Origin of the sequence: Bacillus cereus group sp. MYBK5-2, assembly GCF_051915685.1 — a bacterium.
GTDB lineage: Bacteria > Bacillota > Bacilli > Bacillales > Bacillaceae_G > Bacillus_A > Bacillus_A cereus.
Window position 1 is genome coordinate 459342 of record NZ_JBQAFE010000001.1, and the last position, 24427, is coordinate 483768.

Below are 24427 nucleotides of genomic sequence, written 5' to 3' on the forward strand. Positions count from 1 at the left end.
GGTTATATATTTGAACAGATTTACATTGAAATGGGATATAGGGCCGGCTGAAGAGGGAACTTTAGTTAGGGAATTTTTGAAAACGAAAGGTATTTCTAAAGCCGCTTTAACGGATATAAAGTTTCATGGCGGAGCAATTGAAGTAAATGGTCAACATGCGAGTGTTCGTCATCAGTTGCGTGCTGGTGAAGAATTACGTGTCTTTTTTCCAGTGGAGGAAAGAAGTGAAGGGATGATGGCAGAAGATATTCCTTTATGCATTATATATGAAGATGACGCGGTTCTTATCATTAATAAAGAGGCGAATATGTCAACGATTCCGTCTAGAGAACATCCGGCAGGAAGTGTTGCCAATGCGCTGTTATCTCATTATGATAAGCAGCATCTTGCAAGTACAGTGCACATCGTAACACGTTTAGATCGTGATACTTCGGGGCTTATGCTTATTGCAAAAAATCGTTTCGTGCATCATCTTTTATCGAAGCAGCATCAACAAAAAGCTGTGAAACGAACGTATGAAGCAATTGTTCACGGAAAGATTGTAGAACGAGAAGGAATGATTGATGCACCAATTGGTCGAAAATCTGATAGCATTATTGAGCGAACGGTTTGTGAGGATGGACAAAGGGCAGTTACTCATTTTAAAGTAATTGATAGTACATATCATAAGACACATGTAGCGCTTGAGCTTGAGACAGGAAGAACGCATCAAATTCGTGTGCATATGGCTCATATAGGACATCCATTACTTGGTGATAGCTTATATGGAGGGAGAAGGGATGAAATGAAACGGCAAGCACTTCATAGTAAATCTTTGACGTTTTATCATCCTATTTTAGAGAAAGAGGTGTCTTTCACTATAAAGCTTCCAAGCGATATGCAAGAAGTGTTGCGGCATACTTAAAAAGGGAACAAAATTCTTATATTATAAAGAATTTTGTTCCCTTTTTTCTTAGCGGAATAATATTAAAATTTGGTTTTCACCCGTACGCTTTATAACGAAAAATCCACTTTCGGCTTTTGTAGCAATGCCATTGTCATTTGGAAGACAAAATCCATGTGCTTCGCAAGTGCCGTCATCACGTACTAACATTTGTCCAATTAATCCGACAGGAAGCCACTCGGCGCGATCTTTTCTTGCTACATATTTGCGAGTTGGATCCCATTCTGTATTTAAAAGAGGTTGTATTTCTTCGGTTTCCGTCCATACATATTGGCGTTTTCCAAAGTTATCTGTTTTATAACGTTTTTCCCAACTTAAAGCCCCGCTATTTCCTATAAGGGCAGGGGTTGCACTAGATATTCCTAAAATGAACGAGTCGTGTGAAGTAGCTATCCGAATTTTTTCTTCGCTACTAAATGTAACGAAATAACCGACATCAATAGGTTTATGATCTTCGGTTTCAAACATTTGTGCAAAATCCGTTCCACTTGCATTGTAAGACGCACCCTCAATGTACATTTCTCCATTATGGGCAAGCCATTTAGCCCCGATATTATGGTCGGTGTCGCTTACACCATTTGCAATAAACCAAGAATAAGCTTCTTCTGCAGTGCCGAAGCGCCCCATAATATGGCTACCTGCAAAATGAGCTGTTGATGTATGATGACCTTCCGCATGAGAAGAGGATCCGTTAGCGATAGTTGCGGTTCCTTCTGCGTGTGCTGCTTCGCCTAAAGCAATCGTCTGTTTACCCTCTGCATGAGAATAAGCTCCGCCTGCTGTCGTTTCACTTCCCTCACTATGGGAACTATGTCCGGTTGCTTTTGAGTTTGATCCTTCTGCATGAGAGAAAGAACCTTTTGCATGTGTTAATAAGCCTTCCGCATGTGCTGCCATGCCCTCCGCATGAGAGTGAAGCCCTTCCGCATATGCATATCGGCCGCCCCTTTTAACTTTTGTATTTTCAGGTGTAGGTGTCTCAATTATGAGTGGTTTTTCAGTTTGTATATCATTCGATGAAGCCAATGCCTCTTTTATTTTTTTTACTTTGTTTATAATAGCAGCTGGAATTTCTGGTTCCACTTTTTTATTTATTGCTACAGAAATATTTTCTTCCGTCTTTTCTTCTGTTTGATTAGAATGTATTACCTGTTCATCTTGATTTGAGAGCTGTTTATTTTTTTGTTGCATCTTTATTTTTCTGCGATCGATTATGCGGCTCATCACAGCATTTTCTAAAGAGACATATGTTGGTTTTACTTTGCTTTTTTTTGATGACTCTTGTTCTTCCAGTTCTTCTATCGCTGCAGCCCGAATACTACACCAGTTGTTAATTCCGTACATGGGCAGATATAAAGGGGGAAATTTTCTTTTTTGTTTAGAAGATTTTTTCTTCATTCTGTCACCTCCTGCGACATTATATGTAGTGTAATTAAAAAAAGATGCACTTTATTGCATCTTTTTTTAATTACTTTACCTAGTTTTATATGAGATCTGCCTAAATAATACGGTAATCTTTCGCTAAGTAAGGTAGTTATGAAATTGGACGGAATTTCTCAGCGACAAAAGGTAAAGAAGAAGGAACAGAGATAGTCTCCATTTCAGGATAACGTAATCCGGTTAATTTGCCACCAAATACAGCACCAGTATCAATATTGACTGTCTGATTGACGAATCGAGGTTCTGCTACTGGTGTATGTCCATATACAATCCAAGCTTGCCCCTTGTACTCTTGCGCCCAATCGCGACGGACAGGTGAGCCATCGGCATGCTTCTCTCCTGTAATATCGCCATATAATACAAAGGTTTGTACTTTTTTATCTCGTCTTCCTATGTAATCTTGCCGAATCCCAGCGTGACATACGATTACTCTTTTTTCATCTAGTATGTGGTAGAGCGGTGATTGTTCATAAAGAGTGATAAACTTTTCTTTTATAACGTTTTGCTTATGAGAAGGAAGTGCCTCATATTCAGCAACAGTTGTTTCAAGTCCGTGAGCGACTGTTACATTACGCCCAAGGAAAAATCGATATAGTTTATTACAGTGATTTCCAGGAGCGTAATAAGCTTCTTTTTTATGTATGACAAGTTCCCATACAATTTCAATCATACGTAATGAATGAGGACCACGGTCTGTAATATCGCCAACGAATGCAAGTTTACGTTGGTCAGGGTGAACCGGTAGACCGCTACTCCAGTTATATCCTAGCTTCTCTGTTAAATTTTGAAACTCTTGGAAGCATCCATGAATATCTCCTATAATGTCATATTTCATCTTTAAACCTCCATCGTATTTTTCATTAGTATATCTAAAAAAGGATAGAGATAAAAATATAGCGTTTTTGTGTTGTTCATTTAAACATAAAGATTTTCGTTCTTGAGCGAACATTTAAAATGAATCCAATCGCAATCATGTATGTAAGCAGTGAACTTCCTCCGTAACTCATAAGAGGTAATGTTATCCCTGTAATGGGAAGTAATCCGATTGTCATCCCGATATTTTGGAATACTTGGAAAGTAAACATTCCGATTGTACCAGCGCAAATGTAACTACCGAAAGGGTCATTACTTTCTAAAGCAATATGAATCATTCGAAAAATGAGTAAGAAAAAAAGAGAAATAATGACACTTGCGCCTAGAAATCCAAATTGTTCAGCGACATTAGTGAAAATAAAATCTGTATGTGGTTCTGGAAAATATACTTGTCCATTTTCCCACCCTTTTCCTTGCATTTCTCCGGATCCAGTCGCTAAGAATGCTTGTCTTAATTGATAGCCTTGTGCATCATATTTGTAAGGTGCTAACCATCCGTAGAAGCGATTTAATTGATATTCTTTTAAAATGTGTGCTTTAAAGAAATCTGTGTGAGTAAAAAAAATATATATTAATGTAGATCCAGCAACGAAAGTACCTGAAACTAATCCAAAAATAAAACGCCATCGGATGCCAGAAACTAGTATCATTGCTGCAAGCATCGCTGAAATGACCATTGTGTTTCCTAAATCTGGTTCTTTTGCAATAAGTAGTAGTGGTGGCAAGCTTGTCGCAAATATTTTTCCAAGTAGTAAAAAATCGTCATGTATCGTTTGGGAAAAATATTTCTCATTATGATTTGCTATAATTCTTCCAATGACGATAATTAAAAACAATTTCATAATTTCAGAAGGCTGAAAATTTCCAATGCCTGGGAGCCTGTACCAAGCGGTAGCGCCTTTAATTGTAACGGCACCTGGTACTTGAAGTTCTAGTCCAATAAGTAGTACCATTGCAAAGCTGTACAAATACCAAGCAATTTTTTGATAACGATCGAAGTCGATAATCATAATAACACCAATGGCTATAAATCCAATGAAATACCATTGGATTTGCTTTAGTACAAAATTGACGTTTTGTAAAAATGGCGGTAAAGAGGCTTGCGCACTTGCAATAGCACAACAACTAACAATCCCAATGGCAAATAAAATAAATAGTAATACGTAGTCTATTTGATATTGAGAATTTGGATCTTTCAATGTAGGTATTCCTTTCTACTGCTCTTTATAGTAATGGATTTTATCCCGCATTAATGGGCAGTAAGACCCCCACCTCAAAATTCAGCGAAAGCGAAGAAGTTAGGTGGGGGATCAACTGCCCGTAAAAGCCCGATTGGTGAGAGCTGATTAAAGTTTCACTTTATAGTATGAGAAAGAATGTATGAACTATACGAATGATTCACATATAGTCCATACATTTTTAATTTTGCAGAGTAGTTTAATTGTTTAGCTCTTTAATAATTATATCCAAACAATGGGAGAGACGTACATGTGCGTCAGGAAAAATATCTAGTTGATGAAGATAGTATTTTAAGGAACTTTTACACCATTGGTAAGCACTAAGTAGAGCTGCTCTATAGTCCGTAGTATTTTGTAAAAAGCCATATTCTTTTGCTGTTATAACAAGGTGTGTGAAATCTTCACAACCTTGAAGGAGCTTATTGTGTATTTGTTGTCCAGCATGGTAGCGAAATTGACTTAAAGGCTCAGAAATGTATATTGCATTTCCTTTAGAAAGTAAAGAAATCCATGAGGCCATATCAACACTACAAGAATATTGTCGCTCTTTAAGGGTGCCAAAAGGTTCAGTGAGCAATTCCTTTCGGAACAAAGTAGTTGTAGGCTCACCGATAATGTTGTGTCCGCCCTTTAACATCCAATTACCTAAAAATATCCCGTTTAATGGGGTGTCTTCACTATATAACCTTTGTGTTGGATGGGAATCACCTATTAGATTTCCATGATCATCAATGCGTACTCGATAAGAAGTAACAAGAGCAAGATTTTTATTGGGATCTTGCTCAAAATAGGTCATCATTTTTTGTATTTTATGCTTATAAAACACGTCATCGTCCATTAAAAAATTTATATACTCACCATTTGATTTTTCTATGAGCATAAGGTCATTGTGAAATTGTCCTAGAGTAGGGGTATTTCGAATGTATGTTATATTTTTATAATTTGGTAAGTATTGTTCGTGTATTAAAGTTGCTGTTTCATCATTTGTACTATCATCTCCGATGATGATTTCAATATTTGAATAAGTTTGTGCCAATGCACTTTCTAGAGCAATTTTGAAATAATGAGGCCGATTATAAGTGGGAATAAGGATGGAAACGAGAGGTGGATTTTTTTCATTCATCATACATAACTTCCTTTCAGAAGCTTTTTTTTGTAAGAACAATATCTTGGTAACTTGTATATTCATGTCTGCCGCACCATAAACCGTAATGCGGCTTATTGATTATTTCTAGGCCGTACTTATTCAATAGATTGCAAATATCTGTCTCAGGATAAGCAACTGCGAAATTCGGAATATCTTTATTTACAACGTAGCAATTTTCGATTCGATGATAAAAACCTAATGTACTTTGTCCTGCATTTAAATAATAGGACGATTCAGGATTTATAAGAAAGAATGTAATGAAACATCTCCCGTCTTTTTTTAATACACGTACAATTTCAGATACGTAATGTTCTAATTCTTTTGGGAGAAGATGCGTAAATACAGAAGTTAAAAAGATAAAATCGAATGTCCCGTCTTCATAGGGGAAACGATATTGAGAGGCATCTTCTTTTCCTTCTGGATTATAGAATTGATTGTATATGTCAACATGTTCAAAGTGAAAATTATTACGCATAGTTGAAATGTTATTTTGACACCAAGTAATTCCATCTTTAAACAAATCAAATCCATAATACGCTCCATCATCATTTAAGTAATTCAATAATGGTACAGCCATTCGACCGACGCCGCAGCCTACATCTAATACTTTTTCATTTGGTTTTAAAGCGCCAATTTGAATAAAATGCTTTAGGAACTCTTTTCCAACTTTTTTGAAGTCGCCACCTACATATTGGACGAGTTCAGGAGGGGGGAGTAAAGTCATTTCTTTGTTAAGTTCGCTCATGAGTATACCCCTTTCTTATGTGAGAATATGCAGTAACTCTATTAATGAAATTTTCAATTTGTAGTGAGAGAACACAGGAAAACAATTGTTATATGTAAGGAGATTCCGAAAAAAATATTTTGTTGGATTAGAAGTGAGAGAAGGATGAGTGAAAATGGGATCTCCTATAGATTAAATCTTTTTTATTCTTTTCTCCAATAAACGCCAAATACATCAATTTTAGTAATAGGGGCTTTTAAATTTCGTTGGTTTCTAAAGTCTGTCACAGCCTCAGCGCATGGCGGTAGTCCGTAGTCATCGATAATTATATAGCCACCTTTAGAAACTTTATCATATAAGTTCACGAGACCATCCATTGTGGATTCGTACATATCACCATCAAGCCGTGCAATTGCTATTTTTTCAATTGGTGCTGTTGGTAAAGTATCTTTAAACCAACCTTTTAAAAATTTCACTTGATCATTTAGTAAATCATATTTTTTGAAATTCTCTTGTACTTGTTCTAAAGAGACGCGTAAGTAATCGAATGTGTGTAAATAATCACCGTAATCTTTTGGATATTGTTCTAGATTCGGTGCTGGCAAACCTTCAAATGAATCTGCAACCCACACATTACGATCCCTAATGTTGTTTGCTTGTAAAAAACCATTCATAAAAATGCATGATCCTCCGCGCCATACACCTGTTTCAATAAAATCACCTTCTATATTTTCACGAACAACGGTTTCCATCGCCTCTTGTAATTGGTTCATACGTTCTCGACCAATCATGCTATGTGCTGCTCTTGGCCAATCCATTCCATCATGACGTTCACTTTTTGAGACATTTGGTTTTACAATTTTTAAGTTATGGTTTTCGGCATATTGCTTAATGAATAAAGGGAGGGGGACTGTAACTGGTTCGAATTCTAGTTCTTTCGAAATATGTAGAGATGCCGGTAAGTATGCCTCATATTCTAACCATATTTCAAATAAAATTGTCTTCTTTAGCAATTCGAGATAAAGCTGAACAGCAGATTTACTTTCCATATTTGTGCCTCCTGCAAAATGTCATACAACAATATGATTATGTAGATAGCGAATGTTTCATGATTGAATTTAAAATTGAAAAAGCAGTAAAACTGATAACAGTTCTACTGCTAAGTAAAAATTAAGCAACTTTTTCAATAATAATAGATGCATTTGTACCAAGAGCTAATGATAGCCCAAGTCCTGTAACGATTACTTCAACTAATGATGGAGTTGTCGTAATTTGCGTAATTGCTTGAACAACGATAGGTGCTCCAACTGAGATTAAAGTAGCCCCAGTACCTGGTACAGATACCCCATTTACTTGGATTGTAAGCCCCCCTAATACACTTATTGCCGCAGTATATACGATAACAGTGATTTTATAGAATCCAGTTTCAGCAATAACGAAAGTATCAGCATCTAATTGAGAAATTGCTGTACCAAACTGAGATCCAACAGTATTAAATGGTACTGGAGCATTAAGTCCAAGATCTAAAGAAATTCCAGCGGAGTTAAATGCATACAATCCTGCTGGAAGTCCTAGTCCGGATGGTCCAGTCGGTCCAGTCGGTCCAGTAGCCCCAGTCGGCCCCGTAGGTCCAGTAGCTCCAGTGTCACCAGTCGGCCCCGTAGGTCCAGTAGCCCCAGTGTCACCAGTCGGCCCCGTAGGTCCAGTAGCCCCAGTGTCACCAGTCGGCCCCGTAGGTCCAGTAGCCCCAGTGTCACCAGTCGGCCCCGTAGGTCCAGTAGTCCCAGTGTCACCAGTCGGCCCCGTAGGTCCAGTCGGTCCAGTTGGCCCAGTCGGCCCCGTAGGTCCAGTTGGCCCGGTAGGTACAGTCGGCCCAGTCGGTCCAGTCGGTCCAGTTGGCCCGGTCGGCCCAGTCGGAAGGGTAAACGGTGGTATCGGTGGTAATGTAGGTCCTACAAGATTAGGGTCAAATGCACTAGCTGATAAAGATTCATCGGGATTTAATCCATTTGAATAATTATTATTTGACATAAATTCACCTCCATAAAGCGTTCATTATATAGTAGATGCAAAACCGAAAGAAAATGACACGGACATTTGAATTATTGAAAAGAAATCTTAAACTACTTGAACAATTTAAAAAAATGGAAAGTTTAGTATATGTATAACATATGATTGATTTGGAAGAGGGTGATTATGTTGAACAAGCAAGGAATTACAATTAGTTTATGTATGATTGTTCGAGATGAGGAGGAGACAATAGCCCGTTGTTTAGACACAGTTGAAAAAATTGTGGATGAAATTATAGTGGTTGATACAGGCTCCGTCGATCGAACGAAAGAAATCGTAGAGAAATACACTTCTAACATATATGATTTCCAGTGGATTGATGATTTTGCAGCAGCAAGAAATTTTTCTTTTTCAAAAGCGACGCAAGAGTATATATTGTGGCTAGATGCAGATGACGTATTATTAGAAGATGCTCAAGAAGCATTGAAACTTTTAAAAAGAGAATTAGATCCTAAAATTGATGCTGTTTCGATGCCTTATCATCTTGCGATGGATTCTAACGGGAAACCTTTATATTGTACAAAAAGAAATCGACTTGTAAAGCGTGAAAAACAATTCCAATGGTTTGGAAAGGTTCATGAGTATTTAGCTATTTCTGGTGAGGTTTTTAGTAGTAATGTTGCTATTACACATAAAAAAGAAAAAAAAGTAACAAATCGTAATTTGAAAATTTTTCAAAATACTGTAGCGGCAGGTGAAGAATTAAGTCCGAGAGATTTATTTTATTACGCAAATGAATCTACGGATAACCAAAAATATGATGATGCAGTTCTTCTATATGAAACATTTCTTAATCAAGACGAAGGATGGTATGAAGAGAAAATTTATGCATGTGGTAAGTTAGGAGATTGCTATGCAAAGCTCGGAATGTGGGAGAAGGCAATCGAATCTTGTGTGAAGTCGTTTCGGTATGGCGTCCCTAGAGGAGAGAATTGTACAAGAATAGGATATATATATATGGAACAAGAAAAATATAATGAAGCGATATTTTGGTTTAAACTTGCAACGGAAGTACCAATGGCAACGGAGAGTCCTTTCCATAGTCCAGCTAGCTACACATGGCTACCCTATTTACAAATGTGTATTTGTTATAGCAGGTTAGGGGAGCAGGATAAAGCGTATTATTACAATGAATTAGCAGCTTCTTATGTTCCGAATAATGCTGCAATTGAATATAACCGTAAATATTTTCGGGGAGTTTTTGATAAACCATATAAAGTGTAATAGGTTTCGTTTTTTAGAAATGATGTATCGTTATTCTAACTCTAATAGATTGGTTATATATTAGAGTATCAGTAACGTAACCAATATAAATAAAAGGTTTTATACTACTATTTGTGGGCTAATAATCAGTGGGGGATGAACAAAATCTGCACTTTATAGAATTCATATGAGATTTATATTTCTAATTCAATTTGCATAAGGAGTGTGTGAAATGAGTCGCGAAAAAAGTTCTTTATATGAAGAAAAATCCGAGCATTATTATAATGCAGCGAATCCGAATTTATTAAAGCATATAAAAAAGGAATGGAAAGAAGTTCTTGATATTGGTTGCTCGAGCGGTGCATTGGGAGCAGCTATTAAAGAAAACGGTACACGTGTATCAGGAATTGAGGCATTTCCAGAGGCGGCAGAAAAAGCGAAGGAAAGACTAGATCATGTTATTTTAGGGGATATAGAAAAAATAGATCTTCCTTATGAGGAGGGGCAATTTGATTGCGTCATATTTGGGGATGTATTAGAGCATTTATTTAATCCATGGGCTGTAATAGAAAAAGTAAAGCCATATATAAAGCAAAATGGTGTGATTTTAGCAAGTATACCAAACGTTGCTCATATTTCAGTATTAGCTCCCTTGCTTGCTGGAAATTGGACGTATACAGAATATGGTTTATTAGATAAAACACATATTCGTTTCTTTACATTCAATGAAATGCTAAGAATGTTTTTAAAAGCAGGATATTCAATTAGTAAAGTAGATCGTGTATATGTTGATCATAAAATGTATGAGCCGCTTATTGAGGAGTTATATGGAATTTGTAAAAAATATCGTCTTGGAAGTGGCTTCATGGCTGAGACAGTTGTATTTCAGTATATTATTGAAGCTGAAAAATCACAATTATGAGTGCTGCAGACAAAACAATATTATTTGTTACATGTATAAATGATCGGAAATTGTATGCAAACTGCGTGCGACATATATTGCAATTGTTAGTACCGCCAGGATATATTGTCCAATTTATGCCGATTCGAAATGCGAAAAGTATGACGAGTGGATACAATCAAGCCATTTCGCATCCAGCAAAGTATAAAGTGTATATACATCAAGATGTTTTTATTATAAATAGAGCCTTTTTATACGGGTTACTTCAATTATTTGAGGAACATGAACATCTTGGTATGATTGGGATGGTTGGAGCGCAATATGTTCCTCCAACTGGTGTATGGAACGAAGGGCGTGGAATTGTAGGAAAGGTCATTGGTTATATGAATGATTTGTTTTATATGGCAAGTTTAGAACAACCGTATCATGAATCAAAAACATTTATTCCTGTAGAATGTATTGATGGTTTATTAATGGCGACACAATATGATGTTCCGTGGCGAGAAGACTTATTTGACGGATTTGATTTTTATGATGTATCTCAATCGTTTGAATTTAAAAAAGCAGGATATACAGTTGGTGTACCTGTACAGCGCGATGCTTGGTGTATCCATTATCATTTTGATGTGAATATGACGAACTATGAAAAGTATCGAAAAATATTTGTGGAACACTATATGTCAGATATAAATAAGGAAGAATAAAAGGGGGGACAAAAATGAAAGATCATACAATATTAGTCGTTGTTTGTGTAAATAATGAGGAGCTTTTCAAACAATGTGAGAGCCAAATAAGAAACATTTTTGTTCCCCCTGGTTATGTCGTACAAATTTTTCCGATACGAGATGCACAAAGTATGGCGAGTGCATACAACCGAGCCCTTTCATATCCAGCGAAATACAAAGTGTATATACATCAAGATACATATCTTATTAATCGAGACATGTTTTCTACACTTATATCTCTTTTTAAAGAAAATGAAAAGCTTGGTTTAATAGGAGTCGCTGGGGCTCAGTTTTTACCGAATAACGGGATATGGTGGGAAGGAAAAAATTTAGTAGGGAAAGTGATTGAGTATAGAAGATGGAATTATCAATTATTAAATTTAGATCAGGTTTTTTATGATAATCAACCATTTTTGTCAGTTCAGGCAATTGATGGCTTATTCATGGCAACGCAGTATGATATTCCGTGGCGAGAAGATTTGTTTCAAGGGTTTCACTTTTATGATGTGTCACAGTCTTTAGAGTTTCAAAGGGCTGGTTATTTAATTGGTATCCCAAATCAAGCAAATTTATGGTGTATTCATTACAACGGGGATGAGTTTGATGCGGATACATATGAGAAGTACCGGAAAGTGTTTGTAGAACATTACAAAGATATATTATCTCCATCATAAAGGAGAGATGCAAAGTGAAAGGAATTATTTTAGCAGGTGGTACTGGATCGAGATTATATCCAATAACGAAAGTAACGAATAAACATTTACTTCCTGTTGGTCGGTATCCAATGATTTATCATGCGGTATATAAGCTAAAACAATGCGATATTACAGATATTATGATTATTACAGGTAAAGAACATATGGGGGATGTTGTTAGCTTTCTAGGGAGTGGTCATGAATTTGGAGTGTCCTTTACGTATCGTGTGCAAGATAAAGCGGGCGGAATCGCACAGGCGTTAGGGCTTTGTGAAGATTTCGTCGGGAATGATCGTATGGTAGTTATATTAGGGGATAATATTTTTTCAGATGATATTCTTCCGTATGTTGAAGAGTTTGCAAATCAAGAAGAAGGTGCGAAAGTGCTATTGCAATCTGTAGAAGATCCCGAAAGATTTGGCGTAGCACATATTCAAAACCGAAAAATAGTTGAAATTGAAGAAAAGCCGAAAGAGCCAAAAAGTTCTTATGCGGTTACGGGAATTTATTTGTATGATTCGAAAGTCTTTTCTTATATTAAAGAATTAAAACCTTCTGCACGGGGAGAACTTGAAATTACAGATATAAATAATTGGTATTTAAAACGAGGGGTACTTACTTATAATGAAATGAACGGCTGGTGGACTGATGCGGGAACTCATGCTTCGCTTCAAAAGGCGAATACGTTAGCGCGTGATATTAATTTTGGGAAACAGTTTAACGGAGAATAGGTGAGAATATGAAAGTTGTAGAAACAAATTTTACCGATGCAAAATTGTTAGAACCGAGGTTGTTTGGAGACGAGCGTGGCTTTTTTTCAGAGAGTTATAATAAGCAGGTGCTAGAAACATTAGGGATAACGTATTCATTTGTACAGGATAACGTATCTTATTCGGCTAAGGCAGGAACGATTCGGGGACTACACTTTCAAAAAAAACCGAAAGCACAAACGAAACTCATTCAAGTTATGCAAGGGGCAATTTATGATGTTATCGTTGATTTACGAAAAAAATCACCAACATTTAAACAATGGAAAGGATATATTTTAAGTGCAGATAACCATCGGCAATTACTAGTGCCAAAAGGGTTTGCGCATGGATTTTGCACGCTTGTTCCGCATACTATCGTTATGTATAAAGTAGATGAATATTATAGCGCAGAGCATGACTCAGGATTACTTTGGGAAGATAAAGATTTAGCAATTCCTTGGCCAGTAACCGATCCTATATTGTCCGATAAGGATCAGATATTACCATTATTAGAGGAATATGAAGATAGTTTTTAAGTAGGAGCGTTGTTTATGAATATATTAGTAACAGGTGGGGCTGGATTTATTGGGAGTAATTTCGTTCATTACATGCTACAAAGTTATGAAACATATAAAATTATTAATTACGATGCATTAACATATAGCGGGAATTTAAATAACGTAAAATCTCTTCAGGATCACCCGAATTACTCTTTTGTAAAGGGAGAAATTCAAAATGGAGAGCTATTAGAACATGTTATAAAAGAGCGGGACGTACAAGTGATTGTAAATTTTGCAGCTGAATCACATGTGGACCGTAGTATTGAAAATCCGATTCCTTTTTATGATACAAATGTAATTGGGACGGTTACTTTATTAGAACTAATTAAAAAATATTCGCATATAAAATTTGTGCAAGTGTCAACAGATGAAGTGTATGGCTCTTTAGGAAAAACAGGGAAGTTCACAGAGAAAACGCCGTTAGCTCCAAATAGTCCATATTCTTCAAGTAAGGCGAGCGCGGACATGATAGCTCTATCTTACTATAAAACATATCAATTACCGGTTATAGTAACGCGTTGTTCTAACAATTATGGACCGTATCAGTATCCTGAAAAATTAATTCCATTAATGGTTACGAATGCACTAGAAGGAAAAAAATTACCGTTATATGGTGATGGTTTAAATGTAAGAGATTGGCTACATGTAACGGATCATTGCAGTGCGATTGACGTTGTTTTGCATAAGGGACGTGTAGGAGAAGTATATAATATAGGTGGAAATAATGAAAAAACAAATGTAGAAGTTGTGGAACAAATTATTAATCTTTTAGGAAAAACAAAAAAAGAAATTAAATATGTTACAGATCGTTTAGGGCACGATCGTCGTTATGCGATTGATGCAGAGAAAATGAAGAATGAATTTGATTGGGAACCAAAATATACGTTTGAACAAGGATTACAAGAGACGGTGAAATGGTATGAAAAGAATAAGGAATGGTGGAAACCACTAAAAGATTAGTAAGGGGCATGTTAAATGAAAGAGAGGGTTATCATAACAGGAGCAAACGGTCAATTAGGAAAGCAACTATTTGAAGAGTTAGACTCTGAAGAATATGATATATATCCATTTGATAAAAAATTATTAGATGTGACAAATATATCCCGAATACAACAAGTGGTACAAGAAATAAAACCACATATAATTATTCATTGTGCTGCCTATACGAAAGTAGATCATGCGGAGAAAGAACAGGATCTTGCATATAGAATAAATGCAATCGGAGCTCGAAATGTAGCGGTTGCTTCACAATTAGTAGGGGCGAAGCTAGTTTATATTAGTACTGATTATGTATTTCAAGGCGCCAGACCAGATGGATACGACGAATTTCATAGTCCAGCGCCGATAAATATATATGGGGCCTCTAAGTATGCGGGGGAGCAGTTCGTCAAAGAGTTACATAATAAATATTTTATCGTTCGCACATCGTGGCTATATGGTAAATATGGGAATAATTTCGTGAAAACGATGATGCGATTAGGAAAAGAAAGAGATGAAATATCTGTTGTAGCGGATCAAATTGGCTCTCCTACGTATGTGGCGGATTTGAATATGGTTATTAATAAGCTCATTCATACTTCTTTATACGGTACATACCACGTATCAAACAGAGGTTCATGCTCTTGGTTTGAATTTGCACAAAAGATATTTTTGTACGCCAATATGAAAGTGAATGTATTACCTGTTTCAACGGAAGAATTCGGGGCTGCGGCTGCGAGGCCCAAATATTCTATTTTTCAACATAACATGCTAAGATTAAATGGTTTTTCACAAATGTCGTCTTGGGAAGAAGGATTAGAGCGTTTTTTTATAGAAACCAAAAGTCATTAACAAATTTCTGTTAATGACTTTTTTGTTTGCCTTTAAGCGGTTTTATGGTACTATAATTATAGTATCAGGTACTAATAACAAGTATAAGTATTTCTGGGAGGATATATCATGGAACTATTACAAGGGAAAACATTTGTTGTTATGGGCGTTGCGAACCAAAGAAGTATTGCATGGGGAATTGCTCGCTCTTTGCATAATGCAGGTGCAAAATTAATATTCACATATGCAGGAGAACGTTTAGAAAGAAACGTTCGTGAATTAGCGGACACATTAGAAGGACAAGAATCACTTGTATTACCTTGTGATGTAACGAATGATGAGGAACTTACAGCTTGCTTTGAAACAATTAAACAAGAAGTAGGTACTATTCACGGTGTAGCACATTGTATTGCTTTTGCAAATCGCGATGACTTAAAAGGTGAATTTGTAGATACTTCTCGCGATGGATTTTTACTTGCACAAAATATTAGTGCATTCTCTTTAACAGCTGTAGCAAGAGAAGCGAAGAAAGTAATGACAGAAGGCGGAAATATTTTAACGTTAACATACCTTGGTGGCGAGCGCGTTGTGAAAAATTATAACGTTATGGGTGTTGCGAAAGCTTCATTAGAAGCGAGCGTGAAATATTTAGCGAACGATTTAGGTCAACACGGTATTCGTGTTAACGCTATTTCTGCAGGACCAATTCGTACGTTATCTGCAAAAGGCGTAGGCGATTTCAACTCAATCTTAAGAGAAATTGAGGAGCGCGCACCACTTCGTCGTACAACAACGCAAGAAGAAGTTGGCGATACAGCAGTATTCCTATTCAGTGATTTAGCACGCGGTGTAACAGGAGAAAACATTCATGTTGATTCAGGGTATCATATCCTAGGATAAATATAATATTAATTTTTAAAGGACAATCTCTAAATGCTGAGATTGTCCTTTTTATTTGTTCTGAGAAAGAACGATTTTTAACGAAAGTTCTTACCACGTGATGAATATAACTATAATAGTACACGATTTATTTAGCTACGTATGGAAGTGGGAGGGACGAGTGTGAAGAATAAAAATAAAAGTTCAACAGTTGGAAAACCGTTGTTATATATCACGCAAGTAAGTTTAGAACTTGCTGCACCGAAAATAAAAAGGATTATTCTGACAAACTTTGAAAATGAAGATCAAAAAGAGAAAAGTAATAGACAAGAAAATATTGTAAGTAGTGCTGTGGAAGAGGTAATAGAACAAGAACAACAAGAAGAGCAGCAAGTGGAAGAAAAAATAGAAGAAAAAGAAGAACACGCAGAACAAGAAGAGCAAGAAGAGCAAGAACCAGAACCAGTAAGAACTGTCCCGTATAATAAATCATTTAAGGATATGAATAATGATGAAAAAATTCATTTTTTACTAAACCGCCCTCATTACATTCCGAAAGTAAGGTGCAGAATAAAAACAGCTACAGTCTCATATGTTGGATCGATCATATCGTATCGAAATGGCATTGTATCTATTATGCCGCAAAATAGTATGAGAGATATTAGGCTGTCTATAGATGATATCCAATCGATTAGTATGGCCGGTTTTTAAATATGTAAAGGTGGTAGAAAGCTTCTACCACCCCAATAGTTTTTTAGTTTACTTTACGATAGAAACGTCGCGTAAGCATTGAATCGCACAGAAACAGCTTAAATCAACAGTAATGCAAGTAGTTGTAGATATTAATCTTGCATTTGGTACAGCTAAAAACGTACAAATTGGATCGTCACCAGGTGGTACCGGAGAACTGTCACCTAAAACTACAGTTAATACACGTAGTACAGCACAGCTATCGTCATCTACACTTTCCACACGGAAAATTGGAGAACGGCAGCTAGTAAGGCTTGATGATGGTGCAAATGCTTCAAAAGGTTCTCCAGTTTTTGTGTATAAAATAAAAGGGCGTGTATTCGCTACTGATGCAGTATTGTGTGCACCTAAGAATGGGATTTCACAACCAGATCCACATGTTGTTGTAGAACAATCTTGTAATTCATTGATGAATTTTACAACGTCAACTACACAATGAGAAGAGCCATGGTGTTTATTTTCGTTACAACTCATTAATGTCACTCCTTATCTTCTTGTTTGTATTTACATTAATAAGATATTGGAGTCGAGGAGATTTGGTCACAATCTCAAGACCTTTTTTTTTAAATAGGCGAAAGAGGATAAGGGAAGGTGGAATCATGCTGTTTACAAGCTGGCTTTTATTTTTTATTTTTGCGTTAGCTGCTTTTAGGCTCACTCGTTTAATTGTTTATGATAAAATTACAGCCTTTTTGCGAAGACCATTTATTGATGAATTAGAGATTACGGAGCCAGATGGAAGTGTATCAACGTTTACAAAAGTGAAAGGTAAAGGATTAAGAAAGTGGATTGGCGAATTGTTAAGCTGTTATTGGTGTACAGGTGTATGGGTTAGTGCTTTTTTATTAGTCTTATATAATTGGATCCCTATCGTTGCAGAACCGTTACTTGCATTATTAGCTATTGCAGGAGCAGCAGCAATCATTGAAACGATTACAGGATATTTTATGGGAGAATAATATATTTTCATAATAAGAGAAAAAGCGGAGTTTAAAAGAATGAGGGAACGGAAATAAAGAGTTGTTCATATAGTAAATAGACAGAATTGACAGTAGAGGAGATGTTTGCTGTGAGCAATAATCCAAGGCAAAATTCATATGACCTGCAGCAGTGGTATCATATACAGCAACAACACCAAGCACAACAACAGGCATATCAAGAACAATTACAACAACAAGGATTTGTGAAGAAAAAGGGATGCAATTGTGGGAAAAAGAAGAACACAATAAAACAATATGAAGAATGAAACACTCATGCTACTGTGAGTGTTTTTTATTATATATAAAAAGCGGTATTTCTGTATTAGAAATACCGCTTTTTACTAGCTAATTTGTGCAACTGTTAATGCTGCAGCACGAATGTCTACAGTTCCAATTAACTGAACTGGCACAATTTGAATTAAGTCACCAGGATTTAAGTTAATAAGAATAACACCGCTGGATACGTCTACTTCACCAGTACCAATAACGTTAGAACGAACTGCTGTACCTGATCCAGGAATAATATTAGCTGGTGTATTTAATGATAAGAAGAAACGACCAGCTTCTGGTGCAACAGGTGAGTTATCAAGACTAATTGTTAATGTATAACTGATTTGATAAATACCAGCTCGTAGAATTCGAATGCCATCTCCGACACTTACTGTATCATTTATTACAGGAACAGTAATATTTGGGTTTGGACTTACGCTAGGTAATAATAGTGGTGTAAATAGTGAAGCAAACTGAGGTGCAGACGCGTTGAAAGCAAAACCAAAGGCAGGTAGTGTACTAGCTGGCTTCGCCTCGCAATCGATTTTAGTAAATTCACAATCAGAAGAGAACATGTTTTTCACTCCTTTATCTGTTTCTACTTTCAGTTAATGAAAAGGACAGGTTCTATGTTCTAGACAAGTTCCCAATTTTAAGAAATTTACATAAGAATACTCGTTAAGCATGGATTGGGTGGCAGATAATTCTGCCACCCAATCCATGCTTAACTCATTATTTAGTTTTAAATAGAAACATCGCGTAAGCATTGAATAGCGCAGAAGCAACTTAAATCAACAGTAATGCAAGTGGAGGTTGATATTAGTCTTGCATTTGGTACAGCTAAAAACGTACAGATTGGGTCGTCACCAGGTGGTACAGCGGTACCATCACCTAAAACTACAGTTAATACACGCAATACAGCACAGTCATCATCATCTATACTTTCTACGCGGAAAATGGGAGATCTGCAGCTAGTAAGGCTTGAAGATGGTGCAAATGCTTCAAAAGGTTCTCCAGTTTTTGTGTATAAAATAAAAGGACGTGTATTCGCTACTGATGCATTGTTATGTGCACCTAAAAATGGAACTTCGCAACCAGATCCACATGTTGTCGTTGCACATTCTTGTAGTTCATGTATAAAACGAACAACATTCGATACACAGTTGAAATCACACTCATGTTGATGATCTTCATTACAATTGCAGCTCATTATGTTCACTCCTTCTCGTGAGTTCTGACATACACTATTACAATATGAGTGGAATATGGCTGATATTACGTTAATTCTCACGATAAAAACAAGGAATTTATATAGGAGGGATGTACATAACGTGATATAAAAAAAGACATCCTTATTTAGTGGATGTCTTTTCAGGTAAATCTTTTCGCACAGTATATAAAAAACGAGATATATCTAATTTCTTTCCTCTGAAAAATTGCGGAGAAGAAATATAAAGTTCTTCTTTCGCACGTGTAATGGCGACATACAGTAATCGGCGTTCTTCTTCTAACGCTTCAGAAGTTTCCGTAACACGATCATTTGCATCTTTTAAAGAAGAAGTATGAGGCAGGATTCCATCACTTGCTCCAAGTAAAAAGACACATGGAAATTCAAGGCCTTTTGCGTTATGGATTGACATAAGTGAAACGGCATCTTTTTGCGGCATTGTTTTTAATGCTTCCATTTCTTTTTGACCTTGAATCGCCTCGTCGATAAATTGTAAATAAGCTGGAATATCGGTGAAACGAGTTGCAGACTCCATTAATTCTTCCAACATTTCTTCTTGTATGTCTTTATGCATCGTAAAGGAAGAACGATCGTTACTTTGTAAGTATTCTAAATATTTTCCTTTACCATGAATGATTTCTTTTAATGCTTTTTTCGGTTCTAATTCTTTAATAAATTTAATAAAATCGATGCGCTCATTTACCTTTTTCACTTGAAAAGGTTTTAAGCTTGGATTTAATAGTAAGAAATGAAGAAGAGAAGGGAAGCGCCCCTCACCATATTTCCATTGTTCACGTTCAATAAATGAAATACAATCATCACGTCCGATATACATCGTCGGCAATATGTTTGAAAGTGATTCTAGTCGAAACGGCTCAATCACGAGTCTTAAATGATCTAATACAGGCTTAATTAAAGAATGTTCATAAAATGATTGGCTCGCCCCGTGTTTAATAAACGGGACTTTATGAATGGTAAGCTGATCAAGTAACGAACGACTTACAGAATGTGTGCGATACAGTAAACAAAAATCTTTAAAGTTACGTTCACCACTCTCTACTTTTTCTTGAATAAGCTGCAAAATTTGATTTGCTTCGTCAAGAGTCGTAGCAGGTCTTGCATAAAAAGGTTGTACACCTTCTTCACGAACGGAGTATAGCTCTTTATCAAAACGTTCTTGATTTAATTTTATAACTTCATTTCCAAGCCCGACGATAAAGGGATTGGATCGATAATTCGTATTTAGTGCAATGATTGTTGTGTTATCAAATTCTTTTGGAAAAGATAAAATAATTTGGTGACTTGCCCCTCGCCAGCCATAAATTGCTTGATCATCATCACCTGCGATGAACAAATTATTTCTTGGCGTGGCTAACAATTTTACAATTTCATATTGTGCATAGGATGTATCTTGAAACTCATCTACTTCAATGTAGTGAAAACGTTGTTGTAATTGAGTTAGTAAAGGAGCATTATTTTCTAACATATAATATGTTTCCAATAAGATGTCATCGAAATCAATATAATTGTATCGTTGTTTTACCTCTTCAAAACGTTCATATACTTCTTTAAATTCTTGTTCCACTGGTGTTTTCGCTTTTACATCTTTCGGACGATTTAATTTGTTTTTTTCAAGTGAAATCATCGCGAGCATCGTTTCCGCATCGTAATCGTCTTTTAAACGCAATTCTTTTAAGATTTTCTTTATCATAATTTGTTTATGTTTTTCATTTGCTAAAATTTGCTGATTATACCCTTGACTACGAAGCAATTTTAAGAAAACAGAGTGGAATGTACCAGCAACAACGTAGCTACTTGCTGCATGATTCATACCTGGTAACTTCGCAACACGACTTCGGATTTCTTCAGCTGCTTTTTGTGTAAATGTAAGTAATAAAATATTTCGTGGATGAACTTGTTTTACATTTACTAAATAACCAACGCGAGTTGTTAAAACAGATGTTTTCCCGCTTCCGGCACCAGCTAGTGTAAGAACAGGACCTTCTGTTGTGCGCACGGCTTCTAATTGTTTTTCGTTTAAAAAAACATTTTGTTGTTCGAGAGCACGGAAATAAGCCGCATCTACATCTTCTTCCATAATTAAATGGGTAGATGTTTTCGGAATATGATATGTCGCACGTGGAATATCAGCGTGTGTTAACGATTTTTGTGAAAATTTTTCTTGTGTCATATGTTCACCTTCAAAACTATAGCATCAACATTTAACTTTAGCGGAAGAAAAAGAAAATAGCAATGTAAAAAAACAGGAGGGGTCACCTCCTGCTTTCAAATTACAATTCTTTTATCATTACGACGTGCGGGATATTTGCTTCCATAAATACATCAGAACTTGTTACATATCCAAGTTTTTTATAGAAATCTTCAGCATGTGTTTGAGCGTGAAGTTTCAATTTTGGTAGCGAATTTTCTTTTGCATACGCTTCAAGCGAATCCATAACAATTTTTCCGATGCCTTTTTTGCGATGGGAATTTAGCACGCAAATGCGTTCTATTTTTCCTATACCATCAAGGATGCGAAAACGCCCAGCACCAACTGGAACATCATTGTCATATATAACAACGTGTGTTGAAGTTTCTTCAAACTCATCGTACTCTTCTTCAGCAGAGACATGTTGTTCATTTACAAACACTTGTTTACGTACAGAGAATGCATCTCTTAGTTGTTCGTCCGTTTGTACAATCTGTGCGTGCAAATTAGTTGTTCCCCTTTCCAAGACGGAATGTTTCGTGTACAGTCCATGTTCCATTTTCTAATTGATATAGAAGATGGAAACGATCAATTGGTTGTTCGTAATAGAAATCTTTCATACGTAATCGGCCCAACACATCAGCATGCTCTGCATCTGATAAGCCTTGTCCGATTGTTAAATGAGGTACGAAAGCATATTCGCGTTCTTGCGTGAATAACCCGCTATGCATTTCTTCATTTAAGAAAGTAAGTTCAGGTGTTTTTTCTACTTTAAAGTAAAGGACGTTATTAACAGGTGCGAAAGAACCAACTTTCCCAACATGAAGGGTGAAAGGGTTCGTTTTACTTGCGATTGTATGTAACTCGTTTACAATCGACTCTAATTGTTCATCTTGCGCCTCAAAGGGTGTTTTCAATGTAATATGTGGCGGAACTAATGCGTAGTGCGGGTCATAACGTTTACGCAATCCGTTCGCTTTATCTTGAATCATTTTAGATGGAAAAATTACAATGCCTAATTTCATGTTCCAATTCCTCCCTTTGTAAGTCTAGTTAGATTTTGAGATAAATAAATCTCTTTATCTATTATATCAAATTATTCTGAATACTGCTCTCTATTATTTCATTGATAGAATATGAGAGAAGGCTTTCGGTAAATCAGTCTGCCAATATTTCCAAGTATGATTGCCTTCAAATTCCTCGTAATGCGTGATGAAGTTTCTATCTGTAAGAAGCGTATTTAACTCACGGTTCGGCCCTACGAAATCAGATACTTGTCCATCAGTACGCTTTACAGCCGTTTCTTCTGTACCGATGACGTGATACAGTTCTAACGCCTGTGGATCTTTGAATTCTTTTGCTAAGTTCATCACTGTCTCATCCACAAATGGTGATTGCATAACGACTTTACCGAATGTATGCGGATACATAAGTGCAGTCATAAAGGAAACTGTTCCGCCAAGAGAATCACCAATTAAAACACGACCTTTTCCCATTTGATACGTTGGATAATTTTCATCAATATATGGTGCAAGTTCATGAGCAAGGAAACGAATATATGCAGCATTTTTTACTTCATTTGGGAAATATTTTTCTTTACGATCATGTACATTTTTATATGGAATACCGACAATAATTGTACGGTCAATTTCTTCGGTTTCACGAAGGCGCTCAATTACACGGTGCGCTTTACCGAGCTGAAAATAATCTCTACCATCTTGTGCAATTACAACTGTATGTTTGTGCAGTGGTGTGTAATTTACTGGTAAATAAACGAGAAGTGTAACATCTTCTTGAAGTGATGCGCTATAAAATGAAATTTCTTCAATTCTCCCTATTGTTTGACTCATGTAGATCCCCCTAAATAAAAATTTACTGTAACGATTGTAAGAGCGACGCTTGTAGTGAAAAGGAAAGAAATATTCACTAATTGGTGCCTTAATTTCTATTTTACCATAATGGTACGAAGAATCTAAAAAATTAGTATTTAAGTTACGAAAGAAAACGGATATAATGAAGTGGGATTTTTGACAGGTGAGAGGGGAGACAGGATTTGAAACAAGAAAAATCAATCGCACTACCATTGGCTATTTCTATAATTGCCATTTCCTTTGCAGCAGTTTTTGTAAAGATGTCCTCAGCACCATCTTCAATATTAAGTATGTACCGCTTATGGATTATCGTACTTATTATGCTGCCTATCGTATGGAAAAAAAGAGAGGAATTTAATAGGATTCAAATGAAAGATTGGGGCTTTTTAATTGGATCTGGTTTCTTTTTAGCACTTCATTTTCTTTTATGGTTTGAATCTTTAAAGCATACAACAGTTGCTAGTTCAACAATTATTTTGGCGCTTCAACCAATCGTATCTTTAGTTGGAGGTTTTTTTCTATTTAAAGAAAGAACAACATATTCAGCCATTGCAACGATGGGAATCGCTATTTTAGGAGTAATGTGCATTGGTTGGGGAGATTTAGGTTTAAGTAAGCAAGCAATTTATGGTGACATATTATCCTTTCTAAGTGTAATAGCGGTTGTCGGTTATTTATTTATCGGGCAAACGACAGTGAAGAAAGTATCGCACTGGATTTATAGCTTTACAGTCTTTGCGTTCGCAGGTCTTTTTATGGGGATTTATAATGTCATATTACAAGTACCCTTTACAGGTTATACGAAGTGGGATTGGACTGTTTTTCTTTTACTTGCGGTTGTGCCGACAGTGTCACATGTAATTAATAACTGGCTATTAAATTATGTAAATGCAACGACAATTTCAATGAGTATTTTAGGAGAACCTGTTGGAGCATCTATACTTGCGTTCTTCTTACTTGGAGAAAAATTAAATGCAATGCAAATTATCGGTAGCATGCTCGTATTGTTTGGTGTATCTGTTTTCTTACTGCAGCAACAAAAACGTACAGCAAAAAACGTCGTAAACGAGCCGGTGTATACACAGGAATTATAATGTTAGGGGAGCAAAGAGAAGTTGTGATACTTCTCTTTTTGTTTTATAGGAATATGGGCATAGAAGGGG

General features: G+C 36.2%; 28 protein-coding genes. 14 read left to right on the plus strand and 14 right to left on the minus strand.

Annotation, left to right across the window (positions count from 1 at the left end; genetic code table 11):
• Nucleotides 1–10: 10 nt before the first annotated feature.
• Nucleotides 11–904, plus strand: a complete 894-nt coding sequence (locus tag ACTFP3_RS02530) for an RluA family pseudouridine synthase (RefSeq protein WP_440009239.1) — start codon at nt 11–13, stop codon at nt 902–904.
• Nucleotides 905–952: 48 nt separating this feature from the next.
• On the opposite strand, the gene ACTFP3_RS02535 is transcribed toward ACTFP3_RS02530, so the two are convergent.
• From ACTFP3_RS02535 to ACTFP3_RS02565, 7 genes are all read right to left on the minus strand, one after another.
• On the minus strand, nt 953–2341 hold the full coding sequence (locus ACTFP3_RS02535) for a peptidase G2 autoproteolytic cleavage domain-containing protein (RefSeq protein ID WP_000730518.1): 1389 nt from the start codon (nt 2339–2341) through the stop codon (nt 953–955).
• A 136-nt stretch (nt 2342–2477) separates the two neighbouring features.
• Nucleotides 2478–3218: a bis(5'-nucleosyl)-tetraphosphatase PrpE gene (gene prpE / locus ACTFP3_RS02540; RefSeq protein ID WP_000872700.1), complete on the minus strand. Its 741-nt coding sequence runs from the start codon at nt 3216–3218 to the stop codon at nt 2478–2480.
• 76 nt (nt 3219–3294) lie between these two features.
• The gene (locus ACTFP3_RS02545; RefSeq protein WP_000654702.1) at nt 3295–4455 is read right to left on the minus strand and encodes an FtsW/RodA/SpoVE family cell cycle protein; all 1161 of its coding nucleotides are present in this window, start codon (nt 4453–4455) and stop codon (nt 3295–3297) included.
• Between the two features lie 238 nt (nt 4456–4693).
• Nucleotides 4694–5620: a glycosyltransferase family 2 protein gene (locus tag ACTFP3_RS02550; protein WP_163093150.1), complete on the minus strand. Its 927-nt coding sequence runs from the start codon at nt 5618–5620 to the stop codon at nt 4694–4696.
• A gap of 13 nt (nt 5621–5633) precedes the next feature.
• Complete coding sequence (locus ACTFP3_RS02555) at nt 5634–6386, minus strand: class I SAM-dependent methyltransferase (protein WP_001292838.1); 753 nt, start codon at nt 6384–6386, stop codon at nt 5634–5636.
• Between the two features lie 182 nt (nt 6387–6568).
• Entirely contained in the window at nt 6569–7414 is an 846-nt protein-coding gene (locus tag ACTFP3_RS02560) for a TylF/MycF family methyltransferase (RefSeq protein ID WP_163093152.1), read from the minus strand.
• 121 nt (nt 7415–7535) lie between these two features.
• On the minus strand, nt 7536–8396 hold the full coding sequence (locus ACTFP3_RS02565; RefSeq protein WP_330943260.1) for a BclA C-terminal domain-containing protein: 861 nt from the start codon (nt 8394–8396) through the stop codon (nt 7536–7538).
• A 165-nt stretch (nt 8397–8561) separates the two neighbouring features.
• Between ACTFP3_RS02565 and ACTFP3_RS02570 the strand changes: the two genes are divergently transcribed.
• From ACTFP3_RS02570 to ACTFP3_RS02615, 10 genes are all read left to right on the plus strand, one after another.
• Nucleotides 8562–9659, plus strand: coding sequence for a glycosyltransferase (locus ACTFP3_RS02570; protein WP_000932908.1), 1098 nt, complete (start codon nt 8562–8564; stop codon nt 9657–9659).
• Nucleotides 9660–9870: 211 nt separating this feature from the next.
• On the plus strand, nt 9871–10560 hold the full coding sequence (locus ACTFP3_RS02575) for a class I SAM-dependent methyltransferase (protein ID WP_000085805.1): 690 nt from the start codon (nt 9871–9873) through the stop codon (nt 10558–10560).
• Nucleotides 10557–11243, plus strand: a complete 687-nt coding sequence (locus tag ACTFP3_RS02580) for a glycosyltransferase family protein (protein ID WP_001271180.1) — start codon at nt 10557–10559, stop codon at nt 11241–11243. Before ACTFP3_RS02575 ends, ACTFP3_RS02580 begins: the two co-directional genes overlap by 4 nt.
• Before the next feature lie 14 nt (nt 11244–11257).
• Complete coding sequence (locus ACTFP3_RS02585; protein ID WP_088363099.1) at nt 11258–11938, plus strand: glycosyltransferase family protein; 681 nt, start codon at nt 11258–11260, stop codon at nt 11936–11938.
• A 14-nt stretch (nt 11939–11952) separates the two neighbouring features.
• Nucleotides 11953–12690, plus strand: a complete 738-nt coding sequence (locus ACTFP3_RS02590; protein ID WP_326263387.1) for a sugar phosphate nucleotidyltransferase — start codon at nt 11953–11955, stop codon at nt 12688–12690.
• Nucleotides 12691–12698: 8 nt separating this feature from the next.
• A complete protein-coding gene (gene rfbC, locus ACTFP3_RS02595; protein ID WP_000869415.1) occupies nt 12699–13244 on the plus strand; it encodes a dTDP-4-dehydrorhamnose 3,5-epimerase in 546 nt (181 codons plus the stop codon).
• 15 nt (nt 13245–13259) lie between these two features.
• Entirely contained in the window at nt 13260–14228 is a 969-nt protein-coding gene (gene rfbB, locus ACTFP3_RS02600) for a dTDP-glucose 4,6-dehydratase (RefSeq protein WP_440009248.1), read from the plus strand.
• A 15-nt stretch (nt 14229–14243) separates the two neighbouring features.
• Complete coding sequence (rfbD, locus tag ACTFP3_RS02605) at nt 14244–15098, plus strand: dTDP-4-dehydrorhamnose reductase (protein WP_033695712.1); 855 nt, start codon at nt 14244–14246, stop codon at nt 15096–15098.
• 108 nt (nt 15099–15206) lie between these two features.
• Nucleotides 15207–15977 (plus strand): enoyl-ACP reductase FabI, encoded by a 771-nt coding sequence (gene fabI / locus ACTFP3_RS02610; RefSeq protein ID WP_000421886.1) that lies wholly within the window; start codon nt 15207–15209, stop codon nt 15975–15977.
• Between the two features lie 141 nt (nt 15978–16118).
• Nucleotides 16119–16667, plus strand: coding sequence for a spore coat CotO family protein (locus ACTFP3_RS02615; protein WP_002023550.1), 549 nt, complete (start codon nt 16119–16121; stop codon nt 16665–16667).
• Between the two features lie 48 nt (nt 16668–16715).
• Here ACTFP3_RS02615 and exsY read toward each other — a convergent pair whose 3' ends face one another.
• Nucleotides 16716–17180, minus strand: coding sequence for an exosporium assembly protein ExsY (gene exsY / locus ACTFP3_RS02620; protein WP_001277744.1), 465 nt, complete (start codon nt 17178–17180; stop codon nt 16716–16718).
• 125 nt (nt 17181–17305) lie between these two features.
• Here exsY and ACTFP3_RS02625 point away from each other — a divergent pair, with 125 nt between their 5' ends.
• Nucleotides 17306–17665, plus strand: a complete 360-nt coding sequence (locus tag ACTFP3_RS02625; RefSeq protein ID WP_000899662.1) for a DUF1360 domain-containing protein — start codon at nt 17306–17308, stop codon at nt 17663–17665.
• A 101-nt stretch (nt 17666–17766) separates the two neighbouring features.
• The gene (locus ACTFP3_RS02630) at nt 17767–17952 is read left to right on the plus strand and encodes a hypothetical protein (protein WP_029948404.1); all 186 of its coding nucleotides are present in this window, start codon (nt 17767–17769) and stop codon (nt 17950–17952) included.
• Nucleotides 17953–18027: 75 nt separating this feature from the next.
• Here ACTFP3_RS02630 and exsF read toward each other — a convergent pair whose 3' ends face one another.
• The 6 genes from exsF to ACTFP3_RS02660 all read right to left on the minus strand — a co-directional run bounded on the left by exsF (nt 18028) and on the right by ACTFP3_RS02660 (nt 23243).
• On the minus strand, nt 18028–18531 hold the full coding sequence (gene exsF / locus ACTFP3_RS02635) for an exosporium protein ExsF (RefSeq protein WP_000492939.1): 504 nt from the start codon (nt 18529–18531) through the stop codon (nt 18028–18030).
• Between the two features lie 167 nt (nt 18532–18698).
• Nucleotides 18699–19166, minus strand: coding sequence for a spore coat protein CotY (gene cotY, locus ACTFP3_RS02640; protein ID WP_001277719.1), 468 nt, complete (start codon nt 19164–19166; stop codon nt 18699–18701).
• Nucleotides 19167–19308: 142 nt separating this feature from the next.
• Nucleotides 19309–21375, minus strand: coding sequence for an ATP-dependent helicase (locus ACTFP3_RS02645; RefSeq protein ID WP_149215045.1), 2067 nt, complete (start codon nt 21373–21375; stop codon nt 19309–19311).
• A 100-nt stretch (nt 21376–21475) separates the two neighbouring features.
• Nucleotides 21476–21898 carry a GNAT family N-acetyltransferase gene (locus ACTFP3_RS02650; protein WP_025687711.1) on the minus strand — a complete coding sequence of 141 codons (423 nt, stop codon included), beginning with the start codon at nt 21896–21898 and terminating at the stop codon, nt 21476–21478.
• 1 nt (nt 21899) lies between these two features.
• Nucleotides 21900–22418 (minus strand): YjcG family protein, encoded by a 519-nt coding sequence (locus ACTFP3_RS02655; protein ID WP_000765863.1) that lies wholly within the window; start codon nt 22416–22418, stop codon nt 21900–21902.
• Nucleotides 22419–22511: 93 nt separating this feature from the next.
• Nucleotides 22512–23243: an alpha/beta hydrolase gene (locus ACTFP3_RS02660; RefSeq protein ID WP_000084013.1), complete on the minus strand. Its 732-nt coding sequence runs from the start codon at nt 23241–23243 to the stop codon at nt 22512–22514.
• 203 nt (nt 23244–23446) lie between these two features.
• On the opposite strand from ACTFP3_RS02660, the gene ACTFP3_RS02665 reads away from it, so the two are divergent.
• Nucleotides 23447–24358 (plus strand): DMT family transporter, encoded by a 912-nt coding sequence (locus ACTFP3_RS02665; protein WP_000806939.1) that lies wholly within the window; start codon nt 23447–23449, stop codon nt 24356–24358.
• The last annotated feature ends 69 nt before the right edge of the window (nt 24359–24427 follow it).

Bases quoted from the DNA above. Each gene is read 5' to 3' on its own strand.
- ACTFP3_RS02630 (WP_029948404.1), top strand. From the start codon at position 17,767: ATGTTTGCTGTGAGCAATAATCCAAGGCAAAATTCATATGACCTGCAG.
- prpE (WP_000872700.1), bottom strand. From the start codon at position 3,218: ATGAAATATGACATTATAGGAGATATTCATGGATGCTTCCAAGAGTTT.
- ACTFP3_RS02580 (WP_001271180.1), top strand. From the start codon at position 10,557: ATGAGTGCTGCAGACAAAACAATATTATTTGTTACATGTATAAATGAT.
- exsY (WP_001277744.1), bottom strand. From the start codon at position 17,180: ATGAGTTGTAACGAAAATAAACACCATGGCTCTTCTCATTGTGTAGTT.
- ACTFP3_RS02550 (WP_163093150.1), bottom strand. From the start codon at position 5,620: ATGATGAATGAAAAAAATCCACCTCTCGTTTCCATCCTTATTCCCACT.
- rfbD (WP_033695712.1), top strand. From the start codon at position 14,244: ATGAAAGAGAGGGTTATCATAACAGGAGCAAACGGTCAATTAGGAAAG.
- rfbC (WP_000869415.1), top strand. From the start codon at position 12,699: ATGAAAGTTGTAGAAACAAATTTTACCGATGCAAAATTGTTAGAACCG.
- ACTFP3_RS02565 (WP_330943260.1), bottom strand. From the start codon at position 8,396: ATGTCAAATAATAATTATTCAAATGGATTAAATCCCGATGAATCTTTA.
- ACTFP3_RS02535 (WP_000730518.1), bottom strand. From the start codon at position 2,341: ATGAAGAAAAAATCTTCTAAACAAAAAAGAAAATTTCCCCCTTTATAT.
- ACTFP3_RS02655 (WP_000765863.1), bottom strand. From the start codon at position 22,418: ATGAAATTAGGCATTGTAATTTTTCCATCTAAAATGATTCAAGATAAA.
- ACTFP3_RS02660 (WP_000084013.1), bottom strand. From the start codon at position 23,243: ATGAGTCAAACAATAGGGAGAATTGAAGAAATTTCATTTTATAGCGCA.
- ACTFP3_RS02560 (WP_163093152.1), bottom strand. From the start codon at position 7,414: ATGGAAAGTAAATCTGCTGTTCAGCTTTATCTCGAATTGCTAAAGAAG.
- ACTFP3_RS02570 (WP_000932908.1), top strand. From the start codon at position 8,562: ATGTTGAACAAGCAAGGAATTACAATTAGTTTATGTATGATTGTTCGA.
- ACTFP3_RS02625 (WP_000899662.1), top strand. From the start codon at position 17,306: ATGCTGTTTACAAGCTGGCTTTTATTTTTTATTTTTGCGTTAGCTGCT.
- rfbB (WP_440009248.1), top strand. From the start codon at position 13,260: ATGAATATATTAGTAACAGGTGGGGCTGGATTTATTGGGAGTAATTTC.
- ACTFP3_RS02615 (WP_002023550.1), top strand. From the start codon at position 16,119: ATGGAAGTGGGAGGGACGAGTGTGAAGAATAAAAATAAAAGTTCAACA.
- cotY (WP_001277719.1), bottom strand. From the start codon at position 19,166: ATGAGCTGCAATTGTAATGAAGATCATCAACATGAGTGTGATTTCAAC.
- ACTFP3_RS02645 (WP_149215045.1), bottom strand. From the start codon at position 21,375: ATGACACAAGAAAAATTTTCACAAAAATCGTTAACACACGCTGATATT.
- fabI (WP_000421886.1), top strand. From the start codon at position 15,207: ATGGAACTATTACAAGGGAAAACATTTGTTGTTATGGGCGTTGCGAAC.
- ACTFP3_RS02585 (WP_088363099.1), top strand. From the start codon at position 11,258: ATGAAAGATCATACAATATTAGTCGTTGTTTGTGTAAATAATGAGGAG.
- ACTFP3_RS02575 (WP_000085805.1), top strand. From the start codon at position 9,871: ATGAGTCGCGAAAAAAGTTCTTTATATGAAGAAAAATCCGAGCATTAT.
- ACTFP3_RS02555 (WP_001292838.1), bottom strand. From the start codon at position 6,386: ATGAGCGAACTTAACAAAGAAATGACTTTACTCCCCCCTCCTGAACTC.
- exsF (WP_000492939.1), bottom strand. From the start codon at position 18,531: ATGTTCTCTTCTGATTGTGAATTTACTAAAATCGATTGCGAGGCGAAG.